This window comes from Paenibacillus sp. UASWS1643 (assembly GCF_008693195.1).
Classification (GTDB): domain Bacteria; phylum Bacillota; class Bacilli; order Paenibacillales; family Paenibacillaceae; genus Paenibacillus; species Paenibacillus amylolyticus_B.
Genome location: NZ_VXKZ01000114.1, coordinates 296,392 through 314,625 on the forward strand (window position 1 = coordinate 296,392; position 18,234 = coordinate 314,625).

Here is an 18,234-nt window from a genome sequence, read left to right on the forward strand (position 1 = left end):
ATTGTTACGCAAAATCAGTCTCGGGGAGGATGTTAACTTTATCCAGAAAAGGCATAGTGAAATTGTAGGAGATTATTCGTTTTATTGAATATTGGGAGGGAAAAGCATGACGACCACAAAGCTTAGCACATCACTGGAAAGACTGGATGAATTCATCGACGAGCAGCTTCAATTATGGAATGGTGTCGGCACAGCGGTGGCTGTGGTCCATAATGATGAAGTCGTCTGGCAAAAAGGCTACGGTTATCGTGACCTGGAGTCCAAACTTGAAGTTACCCCTAATACGTTGTTTGCCATCGGTTCAAGTACCAAAGCCTTTACCGCAGCAACCGCTGCTCTGCTTGTGGATCAGGGGATACTCGACTGGGATACCCCTGTGAAGTCGTATATGAAAGATTTTCAGATGTTCGATCCGATCGCAACCGAACGTATAACTATTCGCGACATGCTGTGTCATCGTTCGGGTCTTCCAAGGCATGAGTTGGTATGGTACAACTCCCCGCGTACAAGAGAAGAACTTGTTCGTACATTACAGTATCTGGAGCCAAATCAGGATTTCCGAAACAAATGGCAGTATCAGAACCTGATGTACATGACGGCAGGTTATCTGGTTGGACAGCTCAATGAAACTTCGTGGGAGCAGATGGTTCAGAAGACCCTATTTAATCCGCTGGGTATGAACTCAAGTCTGTTCTCTGTTGAAAAAATGCAACTTCAGCCTGACTATGCGTACCCTTATATGGAGAAGGATGGTCAGAATACGAGAATACCTTTTCGAGCCATTGATGCCGTAGGACCTGCTGGTTCCATTAACAGCAATCTAGCCGATATGATTGCATGGCTTCAATTCCAGTTGCATCAAGGTCAATGGGAAGGAACGTCCTTGATATCTAAGGAGCAGATGAAGATTATGCATAGTCCTCAGATGCCCAGTGATTCGCCGTTCATAAGCCAAGAACTGCCTGTGAGTACATATGGTCTGGGTTGGATGATTGAGCCTTATCGTGGACATGCCATGATTCATCATGGTGGGGCTATTGATGGCTTTGCATCACAAGTTGCCTTTTTGCCAGAGGAGCAGATTGGAATCGTGGTTCTGAGCAATACCAACGGAAGTATAATTCCGTATACGGTTGCTTTTCATATCATGGACCAACTGCTTGGATTGGAGCCCGTTAATTGGAGTTCCAAATTGAGCAAATTAATAGGGAAAGATTCAGCAGAAACGGAGGCTAATCCGGAGAATCCTCTGGAAGTACCTATTCAGCCAGACTCTGCCGTTGAGGAAAAAGTTGAAGAACCTCACATTACACCTTGTGATCGTCCTTACACCGCTTATGCGGGTATTTACACGCATCCTGGTTATGGCGAGATGTCTATTCAGGAGACAACGGACGGGTTGCAAGCAACCTTTAACGCCATTGAAATGCCCATGGAATACACCGGGAAAGATACGTTCTCCGTCGAATTTGTGTTATTCGGTCTGAAGATCACGTATACGTTCACCCTGAATGAATCATCAGAAGTTGCTCAATCCATCTCCATTCCTTTGTTGCTTGAGCCGGGTACAAAACCTATTGAATTCACCAGGGTTTCGTAAATGATCTGTACCTATATAAATTGAACTAATGAATATATTTACACTGGTCACTCCGATGACAGAACAACCTTCTGATCGCTGTTATCCCCAGATTTTTTTGATTCCTTTTCATTAAGGCGAAATCCGGGCATAAAGGCGAACGCTCTGCTTCCTCAGGTTATTTCTGTCCTCTCCGTTTTGTATAAATTTTTAATTCAAGTTATATAGAGAATTCCTGATATTTTCCGTTGTGGTAGGTATCCAAACCTACCACAACGGAATATACACCGGATAATTCGTATCCTCTTCAGCAGCACTGGGGCTTCTCTTCACCCACAATCTGCGCAGATCAGGCAGACCATACCCCGCAAGACGATAATCTCGCAACGAATCATGATGGGCGTGTTCTTCCTTGAAGCTGTAGGTCGGCAGAAGCAACGCCTCCTGAATCAGTCGATCTTCTAACCGAATCAATCTATTCAACCGCTCCGCAGGTTCCTGAATCATGACCACTCGTCCACATTCCTGTTCCAGTTCATGTCTCCAGTAATCATTCATCGCAATCAGGAATAACGTGTTCTGGAAGGTGTACATCGTCACGAGACTCAGCACGACATGATCATTGAAGATTTCTCCTGTATAGATCAGATCACAATCCCCGAACCCATCTTGATAGACTGCATGGAGCGGATCTCCCTGTATTATGTTGATATGTAGGCCAATCTGTTTACTTCTCTCTGCAAACCAGACCATATCTGCCTCCATCTTCTCGCCTTCTTCCACCCACAGACTTAAACTCTGCCCTTGATAAGAGCTATGACGCAATAATGCTGAGGCCCGCGCCAGTGAGGTCTCCACGGAAAGTTCAGGTACAGGTGAGACCGAACCATCCAGTTGTTCCGATTGCTGTTTCCACGGCTCCCCTTGATCTGAACCCACCTTTAAAGGTTGCTGTACTCGTCCTCGAATCAGACTATAAGCAGCCTGCGTGTTCGTGCTTCCGAGCGCTTGCGACAACTCCTGCGCATTCAATAGCTGTTGAACAGCCCGGCGAAAATTCACATCATGCTGTGGCCCTTCCTTTTGCATATTAAACGTCATATACATGCCACCCTGCATCTCATGCTGCACGGCACGAGGCTCCGCATCCGGAAATATATTATGCTTGATGACGGACTCCACCCTCCCAGAGTGGGGAAGTTGCCATACTTCAACGCGGTCAATATAGGCTCGGCCTCGGAAGTAGGAAGGGAATACTTCCAACACAAGCAGCTTGGAATCATGACGTGTCAACCGATAAGGTCCTGTTCCAATCGGATGGAGCGTATTCATCTCCACATCTCTCGGCAAGATCGATGCAGACATACTGCTCATCAGATCCGGGAACATGAAGTTTGGCTTGTTTAACACAAAACGTACAGTCAATTCGTCCAACGTTTCTATGCGCTCAATAGATCCAAACAGAGGCCTGCACGGGTTACTCTTGTCAGAGATAATGCGATCAAAGGTAAACTTCACGTCCTCTGAATCCAATATTCTGCCATGATGAAATGGTATACCTTTGTGCAGATAAAAAGTCCATTCGCTCCCCTCTGAATGACTCTCCCATGCCACAGCAAGACTCGGTTCACAGACCTGGTGTTCAGCATTATAACGAACCAAACGATCAAAAACCTCCGCAACAATAAAAACTTCTCCCCACATGGCCGTCTGCGTGGGATCCAATGTCTCAAAAGGAATATTCTGCGGAATCCGCAATGTATCCACCCGGCCTCTGTCTCCTTCATTCGAAAGCAGGCCGAATTGAGTCTGCATTTGCTGCATCAAATGTTCTCGCATCGAAATTGGTAAGGTGGTGGCCAGTCCATAGGCGTCCTCCATCCTGTTCCCATCCATGAGATGGTCAAATCGTTCACGCGCCACTTCAAGCAACGGGACACAAAATACCAGCATCGATTTTTTGCCTCTTCCGCGCTGTGGGTTCCACCTGACCCATCCGTTCTCCTTGAATTTGTTCATAATGAGGTTCATATTACGCATGGTGCAACATAAAAGATCAGCGAGTTCACCTACCGTTGTATGCATTTCTTGTTCATCATGTACATGTGGAAAGTTTAATCGCAGTTGAATGTAATGTTCTGATACGTCCATATATGCCCTACCTTCTGCTAAAATACGAAATCCATCCGGATGCTTCTACAGTTTTTCTTCAGGTTTTCCTCCATTATACTCAGTAACATCAACATGACCAGGTGGGAAGGAAGAAAAACGACTTATGAAATACACCGATCTGCACCCTAACATCAGGATACGTATCATTACCGATTTTTTCACCGATCTGACCCAGAAATCCATCATTCCATTCATGGCGATCTATCTGAGTATTCAGATTGGTGCAGGTTTGGCGGGGATGTTGCTGACGGTCAATATTGTGGCTTCCATGATTGTGGGATTGTGGGCAGGATATTGGTCTGACCGAATTGGACGGAAGAAGTTAATGGTGATTGCACAAACTCTGCAGGTCGTGGCTCTACTTTGTTTGGCCATGGCCAATTCGCCGTGGATGGATTCGATCATTGTCACTTGTCTCATGTTTCTGCTCAGCAGTCTAAGTTCAGGGATCACCGTGCCGATTGCTAATGCCATGATTGTCGACGTGAGCAGTGAACATGAACGTCATTATATATATGGATTGCAATATTGGACAACAAACGTTGCTGTAACCTTTGGCGCACTGATGGGCGGACTATTTTTCGAATCATTTCGTTTCCTATTGTTCAGTCTGGTATGCCTTGAAAGCCTAGCTACCCTGTTTATTTTGATCTTTATGATTCGTGAAACAATGGATAAACGTGTACTTGGTTGTGGCGATGCTCCCATCCAGAGGAACATACTGAAAACGTACTGGGCGGTCTTTCAGGACAAACGTTTCATGATATTTTTCACGGCTACTGTACTTGCAGTCTCTCTGGAATTTCAGTTGGATAAATACATCGCTGTTCGTCTAAAAAATGAATTCACCGCCCAACTGTTCGGCTCAGATATCTCAGGTTTGCATATGTTCAGCCTGATCATGGTCATCAACACCGTAATGGTCGCCTTGGTTGCCATTCCATTCTCCAGATGGATAGGTCGCTTCCAGTCCCGATCTATCATGACTGTCGGTATGATCCTCTATACCGCAGGTTTCACCGTACTTGCTTTCAGCAATTGGGCCTGGTTACTCATCTCATCCGCTATACTGCTAACCATTGGAGAATTGATGTACGCCCCTGTTCGTCAGGTCATGCTCGCGGGTATGATTCCAGATTCGGACCGTGCTGCCTATATGGCTGCTGACGGGTTGAGTTACAACGCTGCTGCCCTTCTCGGCAGTCTCGGGTTAACCATTGGAGCCTTTCTGCCCTCCTATGCGATGGCTGGTCTGTATATCCTGATGGGGCTTGGAGCGCTCATCTTTTTCCGAATGTTACTTCGGAAGGCAGAGGAACAGAATCAACATCTGCCGTGTGCAGATGCATCTTGATTTCACTTTTCTGGCAACTTTTCCGACAACAAAATAATTATCCAAGGGAGCCCAACTGGCTCTCTTTTTCATGTCCATTATCAACGTTTAGAAGTAAATTATCCTTAACATTTTGTATATTATAGTTTACATTCAGTCAAATATCATGTACATTAGGTTCATGGAGGTGAGCAAGTGGAAGAATTACACAATCACGTTCGGGAGTTACGAGCCAGAGACCGGCTATCCCAAGCAGAACTGGCCAAACTCATTGGTGCATCCCGTCAAACCATTGCCCTGATAGAGCGTGGAGATTACTCTCCGTCGGTCGTTCTGGCACTAAAAATAGCACATGTATTTCGTGAACCTGTTGAAAAAATCTTTGAACTGAAAGGTGGAGATTAAAATGAAAAATTCATCATCCTCGTCCATTAAAAAGCGGTTGCGTCTTCCCTTGTATGCAGCAGGTGGCGCTGTAGTTGGTTTTCTCGGAGCTAGCGGAGTCAGTAAACTCCCTTCTGACTTGAACTGGACGCTGTCCGTGTATTATGACTATGATCTTTTATTCGCAATCCTGGCAGCTCTTGTGGTAGTTATGACGGTGTGGAACATCTTCAGTCTCTCCCGCACGCCATCTGTCCCTCCCATGGAAGATGATGCTTATGGAGATTCCGATTCACTCATCTCTCCCGCAGAGCGCTCCCTCGGAAAAGCGATGATCCTCAGCGGATTCAGCGTTATTCTTACGTTTACCTGGGCAGCACTTGCCTTGTCATTGTATGCATCCAACCGAACCATGCCGAATTCTCCAGAACTGTTCAACCTCTTAAATTTTGTTGCTTCGTGTATCTCTATTATCATCGTTGTGGTCGTGCAAACTCTGACTGTGAAGCGATACAACCGTTATTACCCTGAACGCACTCTGGATCTGAACTCGCGCAATATGAAGAAAGATCATTTTGAGAAGCTGGATGAAGGAGAGAAATGGATCGTGTATCGCGCAGCCTATCGTTCTTTTCAGATGATGAATGTACTTCTTGGTGTCGGAATGGTCTCTATGGTTCTATATTCGATGCTCTTTACCTTTGCTCCATTCCCGATCGTAATGCTCTCTGTAATCTGGATTGCCAACATTGGAATCTATTATCGTGAAACCTATCGTGCGAGTAATCAGTAATACATGGGTAGGTAACTATTTTGTAAATATTTTCATAAAGGAGTGTTTGCATGCATTTATCCAAACGAAAGACCCGTTTCAGGTTCACCTCTCTAACAGGAGCTTTGATGGCTGTGGTTCTGTCTCTCAGTCTGTGGGTACCCGCAGTTCAGGCGGAGACCGCAACTCCAGTAGCTGCTGAACAAGGAAAGACGAAAGCGCTGACAACTGAATCGGCTACAGCATTTCTGGATTCATTCTTCGATTCACCTGAGGCAAAAGCCCATTATGTGGGAGCCTCCGTTGTTGTTGTGAAGGATGGCAAAGTTCTGGCGGAAAAAGGATATGGCTTCTCCGATGTGGAGAGCAAAACAGCGATCGATCCGAAAAAGACTGCCTTTCGTGTAGCCTCTGTCTCCAAAACGTTCACGTCAGCAGCTGTTATGCAGCTGGTCGAGCAAGGCAAGGTTGATCTGCAAGCTGATTTTCAGACCTATGTGAAAGGGCTCGAATTTGATAATCCTTTTGACAAACCTGTAACTGTGGAGAACCTGCTCACACACACGACCGGATTCGAGATCCGTGATCCGCAGCAGGAAGACATCCATACTGATTTCGATAAGTACATAGCGATGGAGGATTACGCACAGCAACACATGCCTCCTGTCGTTCGAGAGCCTGGTAGCGCCTACATGTACGATAATTTCTCGTTTTTGCTGCTTGGCATGATTGTTGAGAATGTAAGCGGCGAGCCCTTTGAATCCTACATGCAACAACATATCTTCAAACCGCTAGGAATGGATAACAGCAGTTTCATGCTGGACAAAAAGTTCCAAAAGCAGCTAGCTACAGGCTATGATGCGGCACACAATCCGCTTGATCTGTACACCATCTCTCCAACACCAATGCCTCAAGGTGGCATGTTGTCTACCGCTGAGGACATCGGGAAGTTCATGATTGCGTTTCTGAATGATGGCGTGAAAGACAACGAGCGGATTCTCAAGGAATCCACGGTGAAAAGCATGGAACAGTACCGTTCCTCCATTCATCCACTGTTACCAAACACCACGTATGGATTCGAAGCTGCATTTCAGCTTCCCGGAGCAGGAAGTAGTCCAAGTATCATTACAAAAGGAGGCGACCTGACCGGATTCAGCTCTTATCTCTTCCTTATTCCCGAGCAAAATACAGGCGTTTTCCTGACGTATAATCAAAATGGAGCACTTCGTAATCTGTTCTACCCGGCATTCATTCAAAGTTTCTTCCCGCAATATGCAGAGCCTGTACAGTTCAAGGCATACACGCCGCAATCCGCAGCTGAGCTGCAACGCTTCAACGGATTGTACGCGGATCTGCGAATTAGCACGATCGTCAGCTCCCTGAAAAATGCTGGTACAGAGCCTGGACAACTGAGCATTTCGGACGTTTTTCTGGGTCAACGCAACCTGATTCAAGTGGAAGATAATCTCTTCAAAGATGAATTGACCGGTCAATTCACAGCATTCAAGAAAAATGCTGATGGAACCATCTATATGAAAGAACCTTACCTCAACCCTATGGGTTATGAGAAAAAAGGGCAAAAGCCTATGGGCTTCCGGGATGTTCGTGATAACAGTCCTTATGCTGAAGCAATCTATGCCATACAATCTCTTGGATATTATGAGAATGATGCTAACAAGTCTTTCCAACCGAAATCAGCTGTGACACGAGCTGAATTTATTGAGAACACGCTTAAACTGAGTGGATTGAAGCCCAGCAAAACAACACCTCCTGCAGGCACCGACTGGGCAGACCATGCAGCAGCCGGATATATCCAACTTGGATATGAAATGGGTATGATTACTGGCAAGGACGAACAACAGTTTAAGCCGGATCAAGTGATTATCCGACAGGAAGCCATGGTCATGATGTGGAGAATTCTGCAACTGCAATATCCTAGTGAACTGTTCACGGATGTCAAACTTGCGGGACACACGGACCCATGGGCTGTACCAGCCGTTCAGATGATGGCGAAGCTTGGTATCCATGGACCTGAGGTAAAAGTGCTGGAAGATGGATCCATTGATTTACTTTCCCGCAAACCTCTGATTCGTCAGGAAGAGGCTGCGATTATGTATGCGCTGCTTACCCAACCAACAGATCAAATCGTCGCTGAACTGATGGCTGCTAGGCAGCCGCAAGCAGAACCTGCTGAAGAAGCCGAAGCTGCAGAGGAGACATCTGAAACTGCACCGGTTCCAGTACCAGCGCCGGTCCCTTCTGCGACTTCAGCACAATAAAAATAAAACATCTTCATACCGATTAGATTTATCATGCTCATGATGCAAAAAAAACAGGCTTGTTCAGAAGGGTAAGATCCTTCTCGAACAAGCCATTTTCGTTACTTTTCATAACTCATTATAAAAATCTGTTACTCAGTTATATCCGTCTCTATTCGATCAACGAAGATACATGGCGGTTCCCATTGCGCTGATCAAACTTGGCTGCAGCGGTCTGAGCATGCTCCGCAAAGTAATCGGCCAGCTTGAGCAGGTCGCCTGGATCACCTTCATACGGGAAAGATGCTGGCAGACGCAATCGGTATTCCGGAGATTCTTCCGCCCAGCGGCGAAGCAACGATGCTGCTCTGGCATAAAACAACATTTTGGCGTAAGGATCTTCATGATCAGCAGCAAACACCAGTGTTTCCTCCAGCACATCAATGCCTTTTGCAGGATTCGTACGTGTGAGATAATCCATCTGCTCCGCAAAACTCTGCACAAAATCGTTCTGGCCTTTGATCAGGCGATATCCCTTGGTCTGATGTTTATCTGCTTCCGCAGTCCGTCCCAACCGATATAGCGGCATCAAAATTTCAGACAAAGTCAGATGCGGAATCTCTGCACAGCTCATACGCCCTTTCAGGATAGGCTGGGCGACCTCCAACACCTTCTCATCGTCTCCTTTTAACAAGAAATATCGCATAATCTCATCCTGCTCACAGGCTTCGCAGTCACTCATAAAGTCACGATCCATCGTTCTGAATCGATCATAACTGCGTCCCGCTTCCTCCAGCTCCCCAAAATCCATAAAGATCCGGAACCGATAATACCAGTAGGAGCGTTCGCTGTAACCGTAGGACTTGAAACGCCGTCCGAAATCCTCCAACAGCTCCAGGATCTTCTCACGTGATATTTCCGGGAAGTCGGGCATCTTGCCCAATATCCATTTGTACGACCACATTAATGTTTCTTCATCATATTCTTCGGGCTGTTGGTCGAACTTGCCCAGCTGCCAGGAAAAAGCAATCAGTGCTTTCATCGGATAACCACAGAATGTTGCTGTCTCCACAATCTCCGATCTTGCTTCGTATGCCTCTTCCTCCATGCCGTTCACATCGGCAACTCTTGCCGCTTCCTCCAGCATACCAAGCTTCGCCGGACCATTGGGCAAGCCATAGGCCTCGTCCATCAGTTCTTCAAAGTCCATCTCTGTCTTCATCAGGCATCCCCCTTACGATCTGTATTTGCACGCAAACCCCAATCTATAAAACGAACAATGCCCTGATTTAACACTTCAAGCTCCTGCTTGCTCATGGCATAATGCCCCATCATCAGTGCATTGACGTATAACATTTCGATGGCAATCGGTGTCATCTGGTCATCCGGTGATGTCAGTACACGCTGAATGATCGGATTACTCACGTTCAAATACAAGGTTGAGTACCCTGCTGAACTCATGCCAGAAGACAATGAACCCAGAACAGACGAGAACAATTCCGTGCTCTCCTCGCTTGCTTTTTCCAGCGCACGAAGTGTTGACGATTCCTGAGACAGCGTGAACAACACCGGCAGATCCGATGGCTTAAAACCTTTCACCTCAGCCCGACAACGGAAGCGCTGTAAGGCAGAATCAGCGAGTCGCAATGCATCATAATACTGATTACGCTCAGCGGGTGGCACATCTGTGAAACTCATCGAGACCTGATCCGGCTGTAGCCGCTCCGTGTGTACGTTGTGCACAGTCATCGGCAGTGTCGCCATCAAGTCACTGTCATAGATGTAACCACCGTTAATCACCAGCATCGATTGTGCGGATGCCACATGATGAATCTGACGGTACTCATCAACAGAGGACGTGAAATACAACGTCTCTCCTTCATCGATCAGCTCACCCAGTTCACGGTGACCCCTCGTACTCTCAAAAGGCAGCCAGCGATGAATCATCGCGTAGAATGCCTGATCCTGCACAGCCAGTGCCTTCATGGATAAGGCATGCAGGCGAATCAGCTTCTGTAGCCGTTCCGTCTGGCTCTCAGCCATGTCCGCCAGTCCCTTGCGAAGTGCGTCTCCGAGTTCGGAGCGAACTTCCTCCAGCTTTTCATTTTCATAAAAATGCTCTCGTGATGCCGTCGGTTGAAGCTCATCTGTCCAGATCAGACATTTCACAAAGAACGCCCACTCTGGCAAAATGTTCTCGGCCTTCTCCGAAATCAGCATTCGCTTCAGGTAAACCCGGTGAGAACGCTTGGCATTGAGATTAACCGCGTGTGGCAGTACAAAAGCAATACCTCCGGTACGGCCTGAAGCTGTCGTCAACGGAATGAAGTCTTGGAACTGCTCGCCAAGCAGACGTTCACCAAATGCCAATACCTCCGCTCTGCGTGAACGTGCGAGTGCAGGGTCCATCAGCCAGATCGGTGTCTCGCTATTCACCACATGTTGCGCGCCGTCATGATGCAACGTGACCGGATACGGCAATAACGCTCCGTAATAGAACAGAGCTTCTTTCACATAATCTGGTTCAAAGTAGTGCGCCGCGTCCGGTGTGCAACGCAGATATACTTTGGTCCCCGGGGACAGCTGTGTGTCCAACCGTCGAATCGTATAGGTGCCATCCGGCTTGCCCCGCCACTCCATCGAAGGGCCGCCCTTCGCGGATTGCGTCAGCATGACAATTTCGTGACTCACCATGAAACAGGATAACAACCCGATCCCGAAACGTCCGATAAACGAAGTCTCTCCATCCAGCAGCGCTTGCTGCCCCCTCTTCGAGGATTGTCCAATCATGGCCAGGAATTCATGGATGTCAGCTTCAGTCAAGCCGATGCCGTTGTCCTCCACCATCATGGTCAATTGCTCACCTGTTCCCGTCAGTTCAACACGCACTTCACCCTGATACCCCGGCTCCGACTCCGTTCGTGCGGTGATCGCATCCGTCGCATTCTGCATCAGTTCGCGCAAGAACACCTTAGGACTACTATATAGATGGTTGGATAAAATCTGGATCATCCCGCTCAGGTTCACTTGAAAACGATATTCATTGGATGCTGTCATGACTCACTCACCTTCCTCTACGTCCAAACACAATATGTATCCATACAATGTATTCATATGGATGTGTTAGACGAATTCATTATGTAATCGTTAGAAACAGACGTTCCCCGTGACAGGCACGCCAAAACATCATGTCAAGCCGGCCCTGGATAACCAAGACCGGCGTATATGCATATTTCAGGCATTCATGAGACGTATGGCCTTATCTTTCATTACCACGTTATGAATAGCAATGAAACGGATGTTCTACCCTAAAATAAGGATACATGTTACAAGGCAGAGTGAAAACAAACCTGAGACCCGATTTCAGACAGACGTCAGGGTAATTGTGCATCCTACATTCGGGACTATTGAAGGAGGAAAATATCTTTTTTGTCGTCCATTTGAACGATATCAGCCTACCGCACGTATAATCTCCAAACTCAGATCGGACGGTGAATATACATGATCGAAGTACGCAACATATCCAAGCAATTCAAGGTGCATCAAGCACTGCATGATGTCAGTTTTACAGTTAAACAAGGTAGTGTCACCGGGTTGATTGGACCCAACGGTTCGGGCAAAACCACACTGATTCGCATCATGAATGGGGTCTTAGGCGCTTCCGGTGGACAGGTAACCATTAACGGATTGGACGCCGCTCGTGAGGCGGAGAAAGTACTGGCCATGTGTGGCACTCTTACCGAACAAAGTGGATTATATGAAAATATGAGCGGGCGTGACAATCTGACTTTCTTCGCAGATGTTTTTGGCCTGAAGCATGCCAAGAAACGAATCGACGAGCTTGTAACTCTGTTCGAGTTGCAGGATTATCAGCATCGAAAAGTCGGCACCTATAGCACAGGCATGAAGAAACGCTTGGGCCTTGCACGAGTACTCCTGCACCGTCCTTCCATCCTGTTTCTGGATGAGCCCACCAATGGCCTGGATCCGGATGGAATTCAGATGGTACTGCGCATTATCCGTCAGTTAAATAAGGAAGAAAAGATGACTATCCTGGTCTCATCCCACGTGCTGTCCCAACTGTCAGCCGTCTGTGATCATTATATTTTCATGGAAAAGGGGCGCATCGTGGAGGAAGGCACGGAACAGGAGATTGTTAGCCGGTACCTGTCCACTCCGAAGCTCGAAGTGGAAGCCGACATGTCCGATGGATGGCACACGGCAACCAACTTTACACCTGAAATCATCTCCGCACATCAAGCGACATTCCAGCTTACATCGCGTGAAGATATTCCATTACTGCTAAGGCAATTAACGGAGCATGGTCAAGTATATCAGGCCCGCATCACGGGCAGTGATCTGGAAAGTATCTATTTTGCCATAAGGGAGGCACACCACCATGAATAACCGCCAAGCCATACGTGCACTGGTACGCAAAGATATCCGGTCCGTCACAGCCAGCGTTCAGCTCTGGTTGCCCATGTTGATCGTTCCACTGATTATTGGAATCATCATGCCCTCCGCCCTCCTGTGGGCGGCCTCCAGAATGGAACTTCGTTCTCTGGGCAACATCAGCTTTCTACTCGAATCATTGGATGCGTTAACCCATGGTGGACAGATTCCCCAGCTTGCTTCCATGCCTACAGATAATCATCGTATTGTCTATTACTTGGCCATGTATATGTTCGCTCCCTTGTTTCTCATCATTCCGGTGATGGCCTCCAGTATTCTGACGGCCAATAGTTTCGCTGGTGAGAAGGAACGCAAGACGCTGGAAGGGTTGTTATTCACACCGATAAGTATGAACACTCTTTTTAAAGGCAAAGTGCTAGCTGCCCTGATCCCTTCCATTCTATTATCCTGGGTTACTTTCCTGATCTATGGAATCATTGCCAATATTCTGATGTACCCCATGTTTGGAACGTTGATGTTTCCCAATCTGAACTGGATCATACTTGTGGTCTGGGTTGTTCCCGCTTGCAGTCTTATGGTCATTTTATTAAACGTCCTTATCTCGGCCAAGGTCCGTGGGTTCCAGGAAGCCTATCAGCTTGGCGGATTAATTGTCCTTCCCCTCATCGCCTTGGTCGCTGGTCAAGCCAGTGGCATGCTGCTGATTGGTCCTTGGATGTTACTCATGATTGGAGCAGTGCTCCTGCTCATAAGTTTGGTTCTTCTTCGTCTGGTCACGGCGTGGAATAGTCGTCAGCAACTGGCCGAAAGTCAGATCTGAATGGTGTGGAGTGTAGCGACGAAATTCAACAAACTACACTGTCGCTCCGCCATACAGATTGAGAAATAAATAAGTGCAGGTTATGATGTGGAGATATATGCTATGGGATGATATTTTAGAGAGGAATGGAACAACTGTATGGAATCCAAACTACTTCAAAAATTAAAATATGCTTCACAATTAACGGCACAGGAGAAACATATTGTGGACTATATCCTGAGCAACCCCGAAGTTGTATTTGATTCTACAGCCCATGAACTGGCTCAGCAGACTTATACAAGCTCTTCCACCATTGTTCGCCTATGCAAAAAGCTGGGTACCAAGGGGTACCCAGACTTTCAGTTAAAGCTTGCTCTTGAATATCAACAGATTCCTTCCGCGATGCAAACGCAGGATCATGCAATTGCAGAACAAGGCAACGTGCTGGCTGCCATCGACTCGGTTCCTTACCTGTACCAGCAGGCGCTGGAGGATACCCGCCGGATGTTAAACACTTCTGTTTTGCTACGAATTGCTAGCTGGGTCAAAGAATCCGGACGTATCGATGTCTATGGCAGTGATATGAATTATTATCTGGCTCAACAGGCTTGTGCCAAGTGGAATGAACTCGGCATATCTGCGATTGCTCACAATAGTCCAAACATGCATTATTTGAACACGATGAATCCCAATAGCCTGACGCTGTCTTTTGTTATCTCACACACAGGTGAGAACCAATCCATGATTGAAGCCGCCAAAGTGCTCAATAGCAAACACATGAAAGTCATCGCGGTCACGGGCAACAACCATTCAACCCTATCCAAGCATTGTGATGAAACGCTGCTGGCTTATGGATACAATGAACAATTAAGGCTATCCAAAATGTCTTCGATGATCTCGGTACTCTACATTTTCGACATGTTGTACATGGGGAGCATTAGCGATACGTATTAACGATTACCGTGGATCTGCTGCAAATACAATCCCGGCATCCTGACGTGCACTCATAAGTACACTCATCACAGCCTGGCTGTGTTCGAGTAGTTCGTAACACCGTTTGTAATCACCACTTGCATGAATGTCCCTGAACGCTTCCCACTCATAGTACAGCCAATTGGGTTTAGTCTGGGCATTATACGCCTCAGCAGGCTCATTCCCGATTTGAAGCTTGATCTCCCGGCAACCGTTTGCTCCTCCCACAACCTGAAGATAACCTTTCTCTCCCTGAATGAGTACAAAGTTCATGCTGTTTGTGTCTTTGGCACCTACACATTCCGCAATAAACTCCGGATACTTGAGAACCACAACACCTGACGTATCAATGCCGTTTGCATGCTGGTTCGCGGTATACGATACGGTATTCGGACTGCCAAACAGATTCATGACCAGATGCAGATTATAAATATTGATATCCATCAGCGCTCCACCAGAGAATTGTGGATTGAATACGTTCGGTGTTTCCCCTGCAAGCAGATCATTGTATTTGCGCGAGTATTGACTGTAGTTACACTGGATGAGTTTGATCGGACCAAGCTTTGGTAGCTGCTCCTGTATGACTTTAATATTAGGCAGATGAATGTTGGAGATGGCTTCAAACAGCAACAGATTCTTTTCTTTTGCAAGTGCAATCAGCGTTTCTGCTTCCTGAAGCGTGGACGTGAACGGTTTTTCGCAGACGACATGTTTGCCATGTTGAAGTGCCTGATAGGCCTGTTTGTAGTGCATGCTGTTGGGTGAAGCAATATATACGAGATCTACATTTGTATCTGAAAATAGGGATTCCAGGTCCGTATAGATGGTATCGACCCCATACTTACCTGCAAGCTCCTGTGCTGTCTCTCTCTTCCGGGAGTACATCGCTGTACATGTAACATCATCCAGTTCATTGATCGCAGCTAAAATGGCATCCACAATGGACCCTGTACCAATCGTTGCTATATTCAGCATATCGTTTCGCTCCTGTCGTTGGTTGTTTGTCAGTTGGCTCTCTTCGCTGCTTCGATTCCGTCATGTAAAATATCCAATACATATAAAACCTCTTCATCCTTGACCGGTTTATCGCCGTTATGTCGAATGGCTTGAAGCAGTTGATCATATAAAATGCCATAGTCTGTCGCTTCCGAAGGAACTTTCTCCGTATGTGATGTTCCCTCATCGTCCACATAACTAATCGTCCCCCAGTTATCCTCCGGTTCAGCTTGAATGGATACCCTGGTTCGTCCATCTCCATTTTTCGTCTGATGTCCACTGCTGTATTTAACAAAGCTCCCTCGATCCCCGTGGACAATGAATTTTGGATGTTCGATCTTCACAAGCAGACTGCACTTAATCGTGGCCTTCATTCGTCCATAACGAAAATCAATATCGATATATTCATCGGATTCACCCGGCGCGATCAAACTCCGAACATCATAATCAATTCGGTCAGCTACGCCATAGATGGAGATTAACTGATCGATCGTATGTACGGCCAAACCATGCAGCAATCCAAATCCACTTCTCGCGTACTGTGGCTGAAAATAATCATAGTGAGACTGGATTTCAACAATATTCCCCAGTTTGCCGCCCTCAATCACTTTTTTCAATGTCAGGAAGTCACCATCAAATCTGCGATTTTGATTTGGCATGGCGATGAGATTTTTACGAGTGGCTAGTTCAAAGATATCTTTGGCTTCCGCAGAAGTGGAGGCAAAAGGTTTCTCCACCAGCACATGTTTTCCGTGTTCCAAGGCCAGCTTGGCGTACTCAACATGGCTATCCACATGGGAGGCAACAACAATCAACTCAATCTCATCATCCTGCAATATGTCTTCGATATTCGTCGTAAAATCAATCTCGGGATAGCGTGATTCACGCTCTGTATCGCCAACCCGATCTTCCTCGCGACGGTATATCGTCTTCACCTTGATGTTTTCTTTTTTGTCCAGATAAGGCAAATGATAATTCACCACTGCGTTCCCAAATCCGATGATCGCCACATTCATTAACATGATCGCTCACTCCTCTGCTCTGGTTGAATGTTATGTTATCACGATCCAGTCAGGCGGAGAATGCTTTGGAACCGGATTGGCAGCATCATTCGCAATTCGATTTCAGGTTTGAATGACTATGAAATTCAATTTCATCCTCTTCTTTTTTTCATGTTTGAGATCTAACATATCTTCCATAGTTTACCGATATAACATAAGGAATTAACGACATACATATAGAAGAACGAAGGGGACGATGAACGAATGAAAACAGGGTATACATACTTGCAACGCACCATCTGTACATTGCTGTTATTTACACTCATTGCAGCAATGACATTGGGAGGTGGAACCGCAGCCCAGGCAGCTTCACTTAGCCAATCCACGGTGTATTATGAGTCCGACGGAGTTTTGTACAAAGTTTCCGCGGATGGCAGCAATACGACAGAAGTATTAATTGATTTCCAAGGGGTGGACTTGCACGCGGCAGGCTCTTATCTCTACTACACGCAGACTGCTTCTTCCACAACATTGCTCCGGGTTCCGAATGACGGGTCCAGCGATGCGGCAGAGACATTTGCTACAGATGTACTCAGCTATTATACGGATAATGGATTCATCTATTATCTGGATGCTACAGGTACCATTTATCGCGCGAATGGCAATAGTGACGCTTCAGCTGTCACCAAGATTGCTGACAAGGCTGATACCGACTTTCCATTCCTCCTGGTAACCAAAGGGCGTGCCTACTATAATGCGTTGGTTAACGGAAACACGTGGATCGTGTCCAAAACGTCCAACGGTTCTGGAGCTGTGCAGCGGATTGCCGCAGGCGCGGTGGAAGGACGTTATTTTACAAATCAAGCCAAAAACGAACTGCAACTGATGGTAAATACAGACCCGTACGAGGATTACTATTCCACCAATGCTGTTGTCATGTATAAGGTGAACTACAACACTGGTAAAGCGACCGCTGTTAATCCCAAAGCCAAACTGGATGTGAATGCTGTATATTCCGGTGGTTGGGGAAACAATCTTTACGTGTATAACAAAGGAATCGTTCTCGACAACAATAAGGATTACAATTATGCCAAAGGCAAAGCGTTTGCGTTAACGACTTCAGCCAAAACACTTCAGCTTCATAACAAAAGCGTTCGGGAAGTAAGTGCCTTAGGTACAGACAAGGTTGTCCTTATTGATGCAGACAAAAAGGCTTATGCCAAAACGGTCTCGGGCAACAAAGTGACCAAATCCGCCAACCTGAACCTGACAAATGTAACGTATGTTGCGAATCAATTGACCAATGCTACATCTACGGCTGCATACATCTCGGGCAACAACGGACTCTATTCGGTTAATACAGCTCTCAAGGTAACGAAACTTACCGGGGACGAATGGGATGCATTCCATATCAGAGATGATGTTGCGGGCCTCTTCTATATCAATGCCAAAGATCAATATCGCTTGTATCACGTGCAAACCGGTGGAACAGGGAAAAAAGTAATGAGTGACGTTTTCCTCGACAATATTCTATTGGTGACACCGTACTAACATA

The 18,234-nt window shown here is 46.6% G+C and carries 14 protein-coding genes; 9 read left to right on the plus strand and 5 right to left on the minus strand.

Annotated elements, in window-relative coordinates; translation table 11 throughout:
* The first annotated feature begins 106 nt into the window (after window positions 1-106).
* A complete protein-coding gene (locus FE296_RS23715; RefSeq protein ID WP_150366551.1) occupies window positions 107-1,600 on the plus strand; it encodes a serine hydrolase in 1,494 nt (497 codons plus the stop codon).
* A 246-nt stretch (window positions 1,601-1,846) separates the two neighbouring features.
* On the opposite strand, the gene FE296_RS23720 is transcribed toward FE296_RS23715, so the two are convergent.
* On the minus strand, window positions 1,847-3,730 hold the full coding sequence (locus FE296_RS23720) for an ABC transporter substrate-binding protein (protein ID WP_150366552.1): 1,884 nt from the start codon (window positions 3,728-3,730) through the stop codon (window positions 1,847-1,849).
* Between the two features lie 124 nt (window positions 3,731-3,854).
* On the opposite strand from FE296_RS23720, the gene FE296_RS23725 reads away from it, so the two are divergent.
* The 4 genes from FE296_RS23725 (at window position 3,855) to FE296_RS23740 (ending at window position 8,519) form a co-directional block, all read left to right on the plus strand.
* A complete protein-coding gene (locus tag FE296_RS23725; RefSeq protein WP_150366553.1) occupies window positions 3,855-5,105 on the plus strand; it encodes an MFS transporter in 1,251 nt (416 codons plus the stop codon).
* Window positions 5,106-5,279: 174 nt separating this feature from the next.
* Complete coding sequence (locus FE296_RS23730) at window positions 5,280-5,489, plus strand: helix-turn-helix transcriptional regulator (RefSeq protein ID WP_017690042.1); 210 nt, start codon at window positions 5,280-5,282, stop codon at window positions 5,487-5,489.
* A 1-nt stretch (window position 5,490) separates the two neighbouring features.
* Window positions 5,491-6,261 (plus strand): DUF3169 family protein, encoded by a 771-nt coding sequence (locus tag FE296_RS23735; protein WP_076251515.1) that lies wholly within the window; start codon window positions 5,491-5,493, stop codon window positions 6,259-6,261.
* Between the two features lie 50 nt (window positions 6,262-6,311).
* The gene (locus tag FE296_RS23740) at window positions 6,312-8,519 is read left to right on the plus strand and encodes a serine hydrolase domain-containing protein (RefSeq protein ID WP_124116983.1); all 2,208 of its coding nucleotides are present in this window, start codon (window positions 6,312-6,314) and stop codon (window positions 8,517-8,519) included.
* Between the two features lie 151 nt (window positions 8,520-8,670).
* Here FE296_RS23740 and FE296_RS23745 read toward each other — a convergent pair whose 3' ends face one another.
* Together FE296_RS23745 and FE296_RS23750 are read right to left on the minus strand one after the other, a co-directional pair.
* Window positions 8,671-9,720 carry a hypothetical protein gene (locus FE296_RS23745; RefSeq protein WP_124116984.1) on the minus strand — a complete coding sequence of 350 codons (1,050 nt, stop codon included), beginning with the start codon at window positions 9,718-9,720 and terminating at the stop codon, window positions 8,671-8,673.
* Window positions 9,720-11,555 carry an HSP90 family protein gene (locus FE296_RS23750; RefSeq protein ID WP_150366554.1) on the minus strand — a complete coding sequence of 612 codons (1,836 nt, stop codon included), beginning with the start codon at window positions 11,553-11,555 and terminating at the stop codon, window positions 9,720-9,722. The genes FE296_RS23745 and FE296_RS23750 overlap by 1 nt, the downstream gene beginning before the upstream one ends.
* 444 nt (window positions 11,556-11,999) lie before the next feature.
* Between FE296_RS23750 and FE296_RS23755 the strand changes: the two genes are divergently transcribed.
* The 3 genes from FE296_RS23755 (at window position 12,000) to FE296_RS23765 (ending at window position 14,664) form a co-directional block, all read left to right on the plus strand.
* On the plus strand, window positions 12,000-12,905 hold the full coding sequence (locus tag FE296_RS23755) for an ABC transporter ATP-binding protein (RefSeq protein ID WP_150366555.1): 906 nt from the start codon (window positions 12,000-12,002) through the stop codon (window positions 12,903-12,905).
* Window positions 12,898-13,731, plus strand: a complete 834-nt coding sequence (locus FE296_RS23760; protein ID WP_124116987.1) for an ABC transporter permease subunit — start codon at window positions 12,898-12,900, stop codon at window positions 13,729-13,731. Before FE296_RS23755 ends, FE296_RS23760 begins: the two co-directional genes overlap by 8 nt.
* 138 nt (window positions 13,732-13,869) lie before the next feature.
* Window positions 13,870-14,664 (plus strand): MurR/RpiR family transcriptional regulator, encoded by a 795-nt coding sequence (locus tag FE296_RS23765; RefSeq protein WP_150366556.1) that lies wholly within the window; start codon window positions 13,870-13,872, stop codon window positions 14,662-14,664.
* Between the two features lie 3 nt (window positions 14,665-14,667).
* Here FE296_RS23765 and FE296_RS23770 read toward each other — a convergent pair whose 3' ends face one another.
* Entirely contained in the window at window positions 14,668-15,654 is a 987-nt protein-coding gene (locus FE296_RS23770) for a Gfo/Idh/MocA family protein (protein ID WP_317889427.1), read from the minus strand.
* A gap of 32 nt (window positions 15,655-15,686) precedes the next feature.
* Window positions 15,687-16,700 carry a Gfo/Idh/MocA family oxidoreductase gene (locus tag FE296_RS23775; RefSeq protein WP_150366558.1) on the minus strand — a complete coding sequence of 338 codons (1,014 nt, stop codon included), beginning with the start codon at window positions 16,698-16,700 and terminating at the stop codon, window positions 15,687-15,689.
* A gap of 243 nt (window positions 16,701-16,943) precedes the next feature.
* On the opposite strand from FE296_RS23775, the gene FE296_RS23780 reads away from it, so the two are divergent.
* The gene (locus FE296_RS23780; RefSeq protein WP_150366559.1) at window positions 16,944-18,230 is read left to right on the plus strand and encodes a DUF5050 domain-containing protein; all 1,287 of its coding nucleotides are present in this window, start codon (window positions 16,944-16,946) and stop codon (window positions 18,228-18,230) included.
* Window positions 18,231-18,234: the final 4 nt, after the last annotated feature.

Excerpts from the sequence above, each read along its gene's own strand:
- FE296_RS23715 (WP_150366551.1), top strand. The coding sequence starts at position 107 with ATGACGACCACAAAGCTTAGCACATCACTGGAAAGACTGGATGAATTC.
- FE296_RS23720 (WP_150366552.1), bottom strand. The coding sequence starts at position 3,730 with ATGGACGTATCAGAACATTACATTCAACTGCGATTAAACTTTCCACAT.
- FE296_RS23725 (WP_150366553.1), top strand. The coding sequence starts at position 3,855 with ATGAAATACACCGATCTGCACCCTAACATCAGGATACGTATCATTACC.
- FE296_RS23735 (WP_076251515.1), top strand. The coding sequence starts at position 5,491 with ATGAAAAATTCATCATCCTCGTCCATTAAAAAGCGGTTGCGTCTTCCC.
- FE296_RS23740 (WP_124116983.1), top strand. The coding sequence starts at position 6,312 with ATGCATTTATCCAAACGAAAGACCCGTTTCAGGTTCACCTCTCTAACA.
- FE296_RS23745 (WP_124116984.1), bottom strand. The coding sequence starts at position 9,720 with ATGAAGACAGAGATGGACTTTGAAGAACTGATGGACGAGGCCTATGGC.
- FE296_RS23750 (WP_150366554.1), bottom strand. The coding sequence starts at position 11,555 with ATGACAGCATCCAATGAATATCGTTTTCAAGTGAACCTGAGCGGGATG.
- FE296_RS23755 (WP_150366555.1), top strand. The coding sequence starts at position 12,000 with ATGATCGAAGTACGCAACATATCCAAGCAATTCAAGGTGCATCAAGCA.
- FE296_RS23760 (WP_124116987.1), top strand. The coding sequence starts at position 12,898 with ATGAATAACCGCCAAGCCATACGTGCACTGGTACGCAAAGATATCCGG.
- FE296_RS23765 (WP_150366556.1), top strand. The coding sequence starts at position 13,870 with ATGGAATCCAAACTACTTCAAAAATTAAAATATGCTTCACAATTAACG.
- FE296_RS23775 (WP_150366558.1), bottom strand. The coding sequence starts at position 16,700 with ATGTTAATGAATGTGGCGATCATCGGATTTGGGAACGCAGTGGTGAAT.
- FE296_RS23780 (WP_150366559.1), top strand. The coding sequence starts at position 16,944 with ATGAAAACAGGGTATACATACTTGCAACGCACCATCTGTACATTGCTG.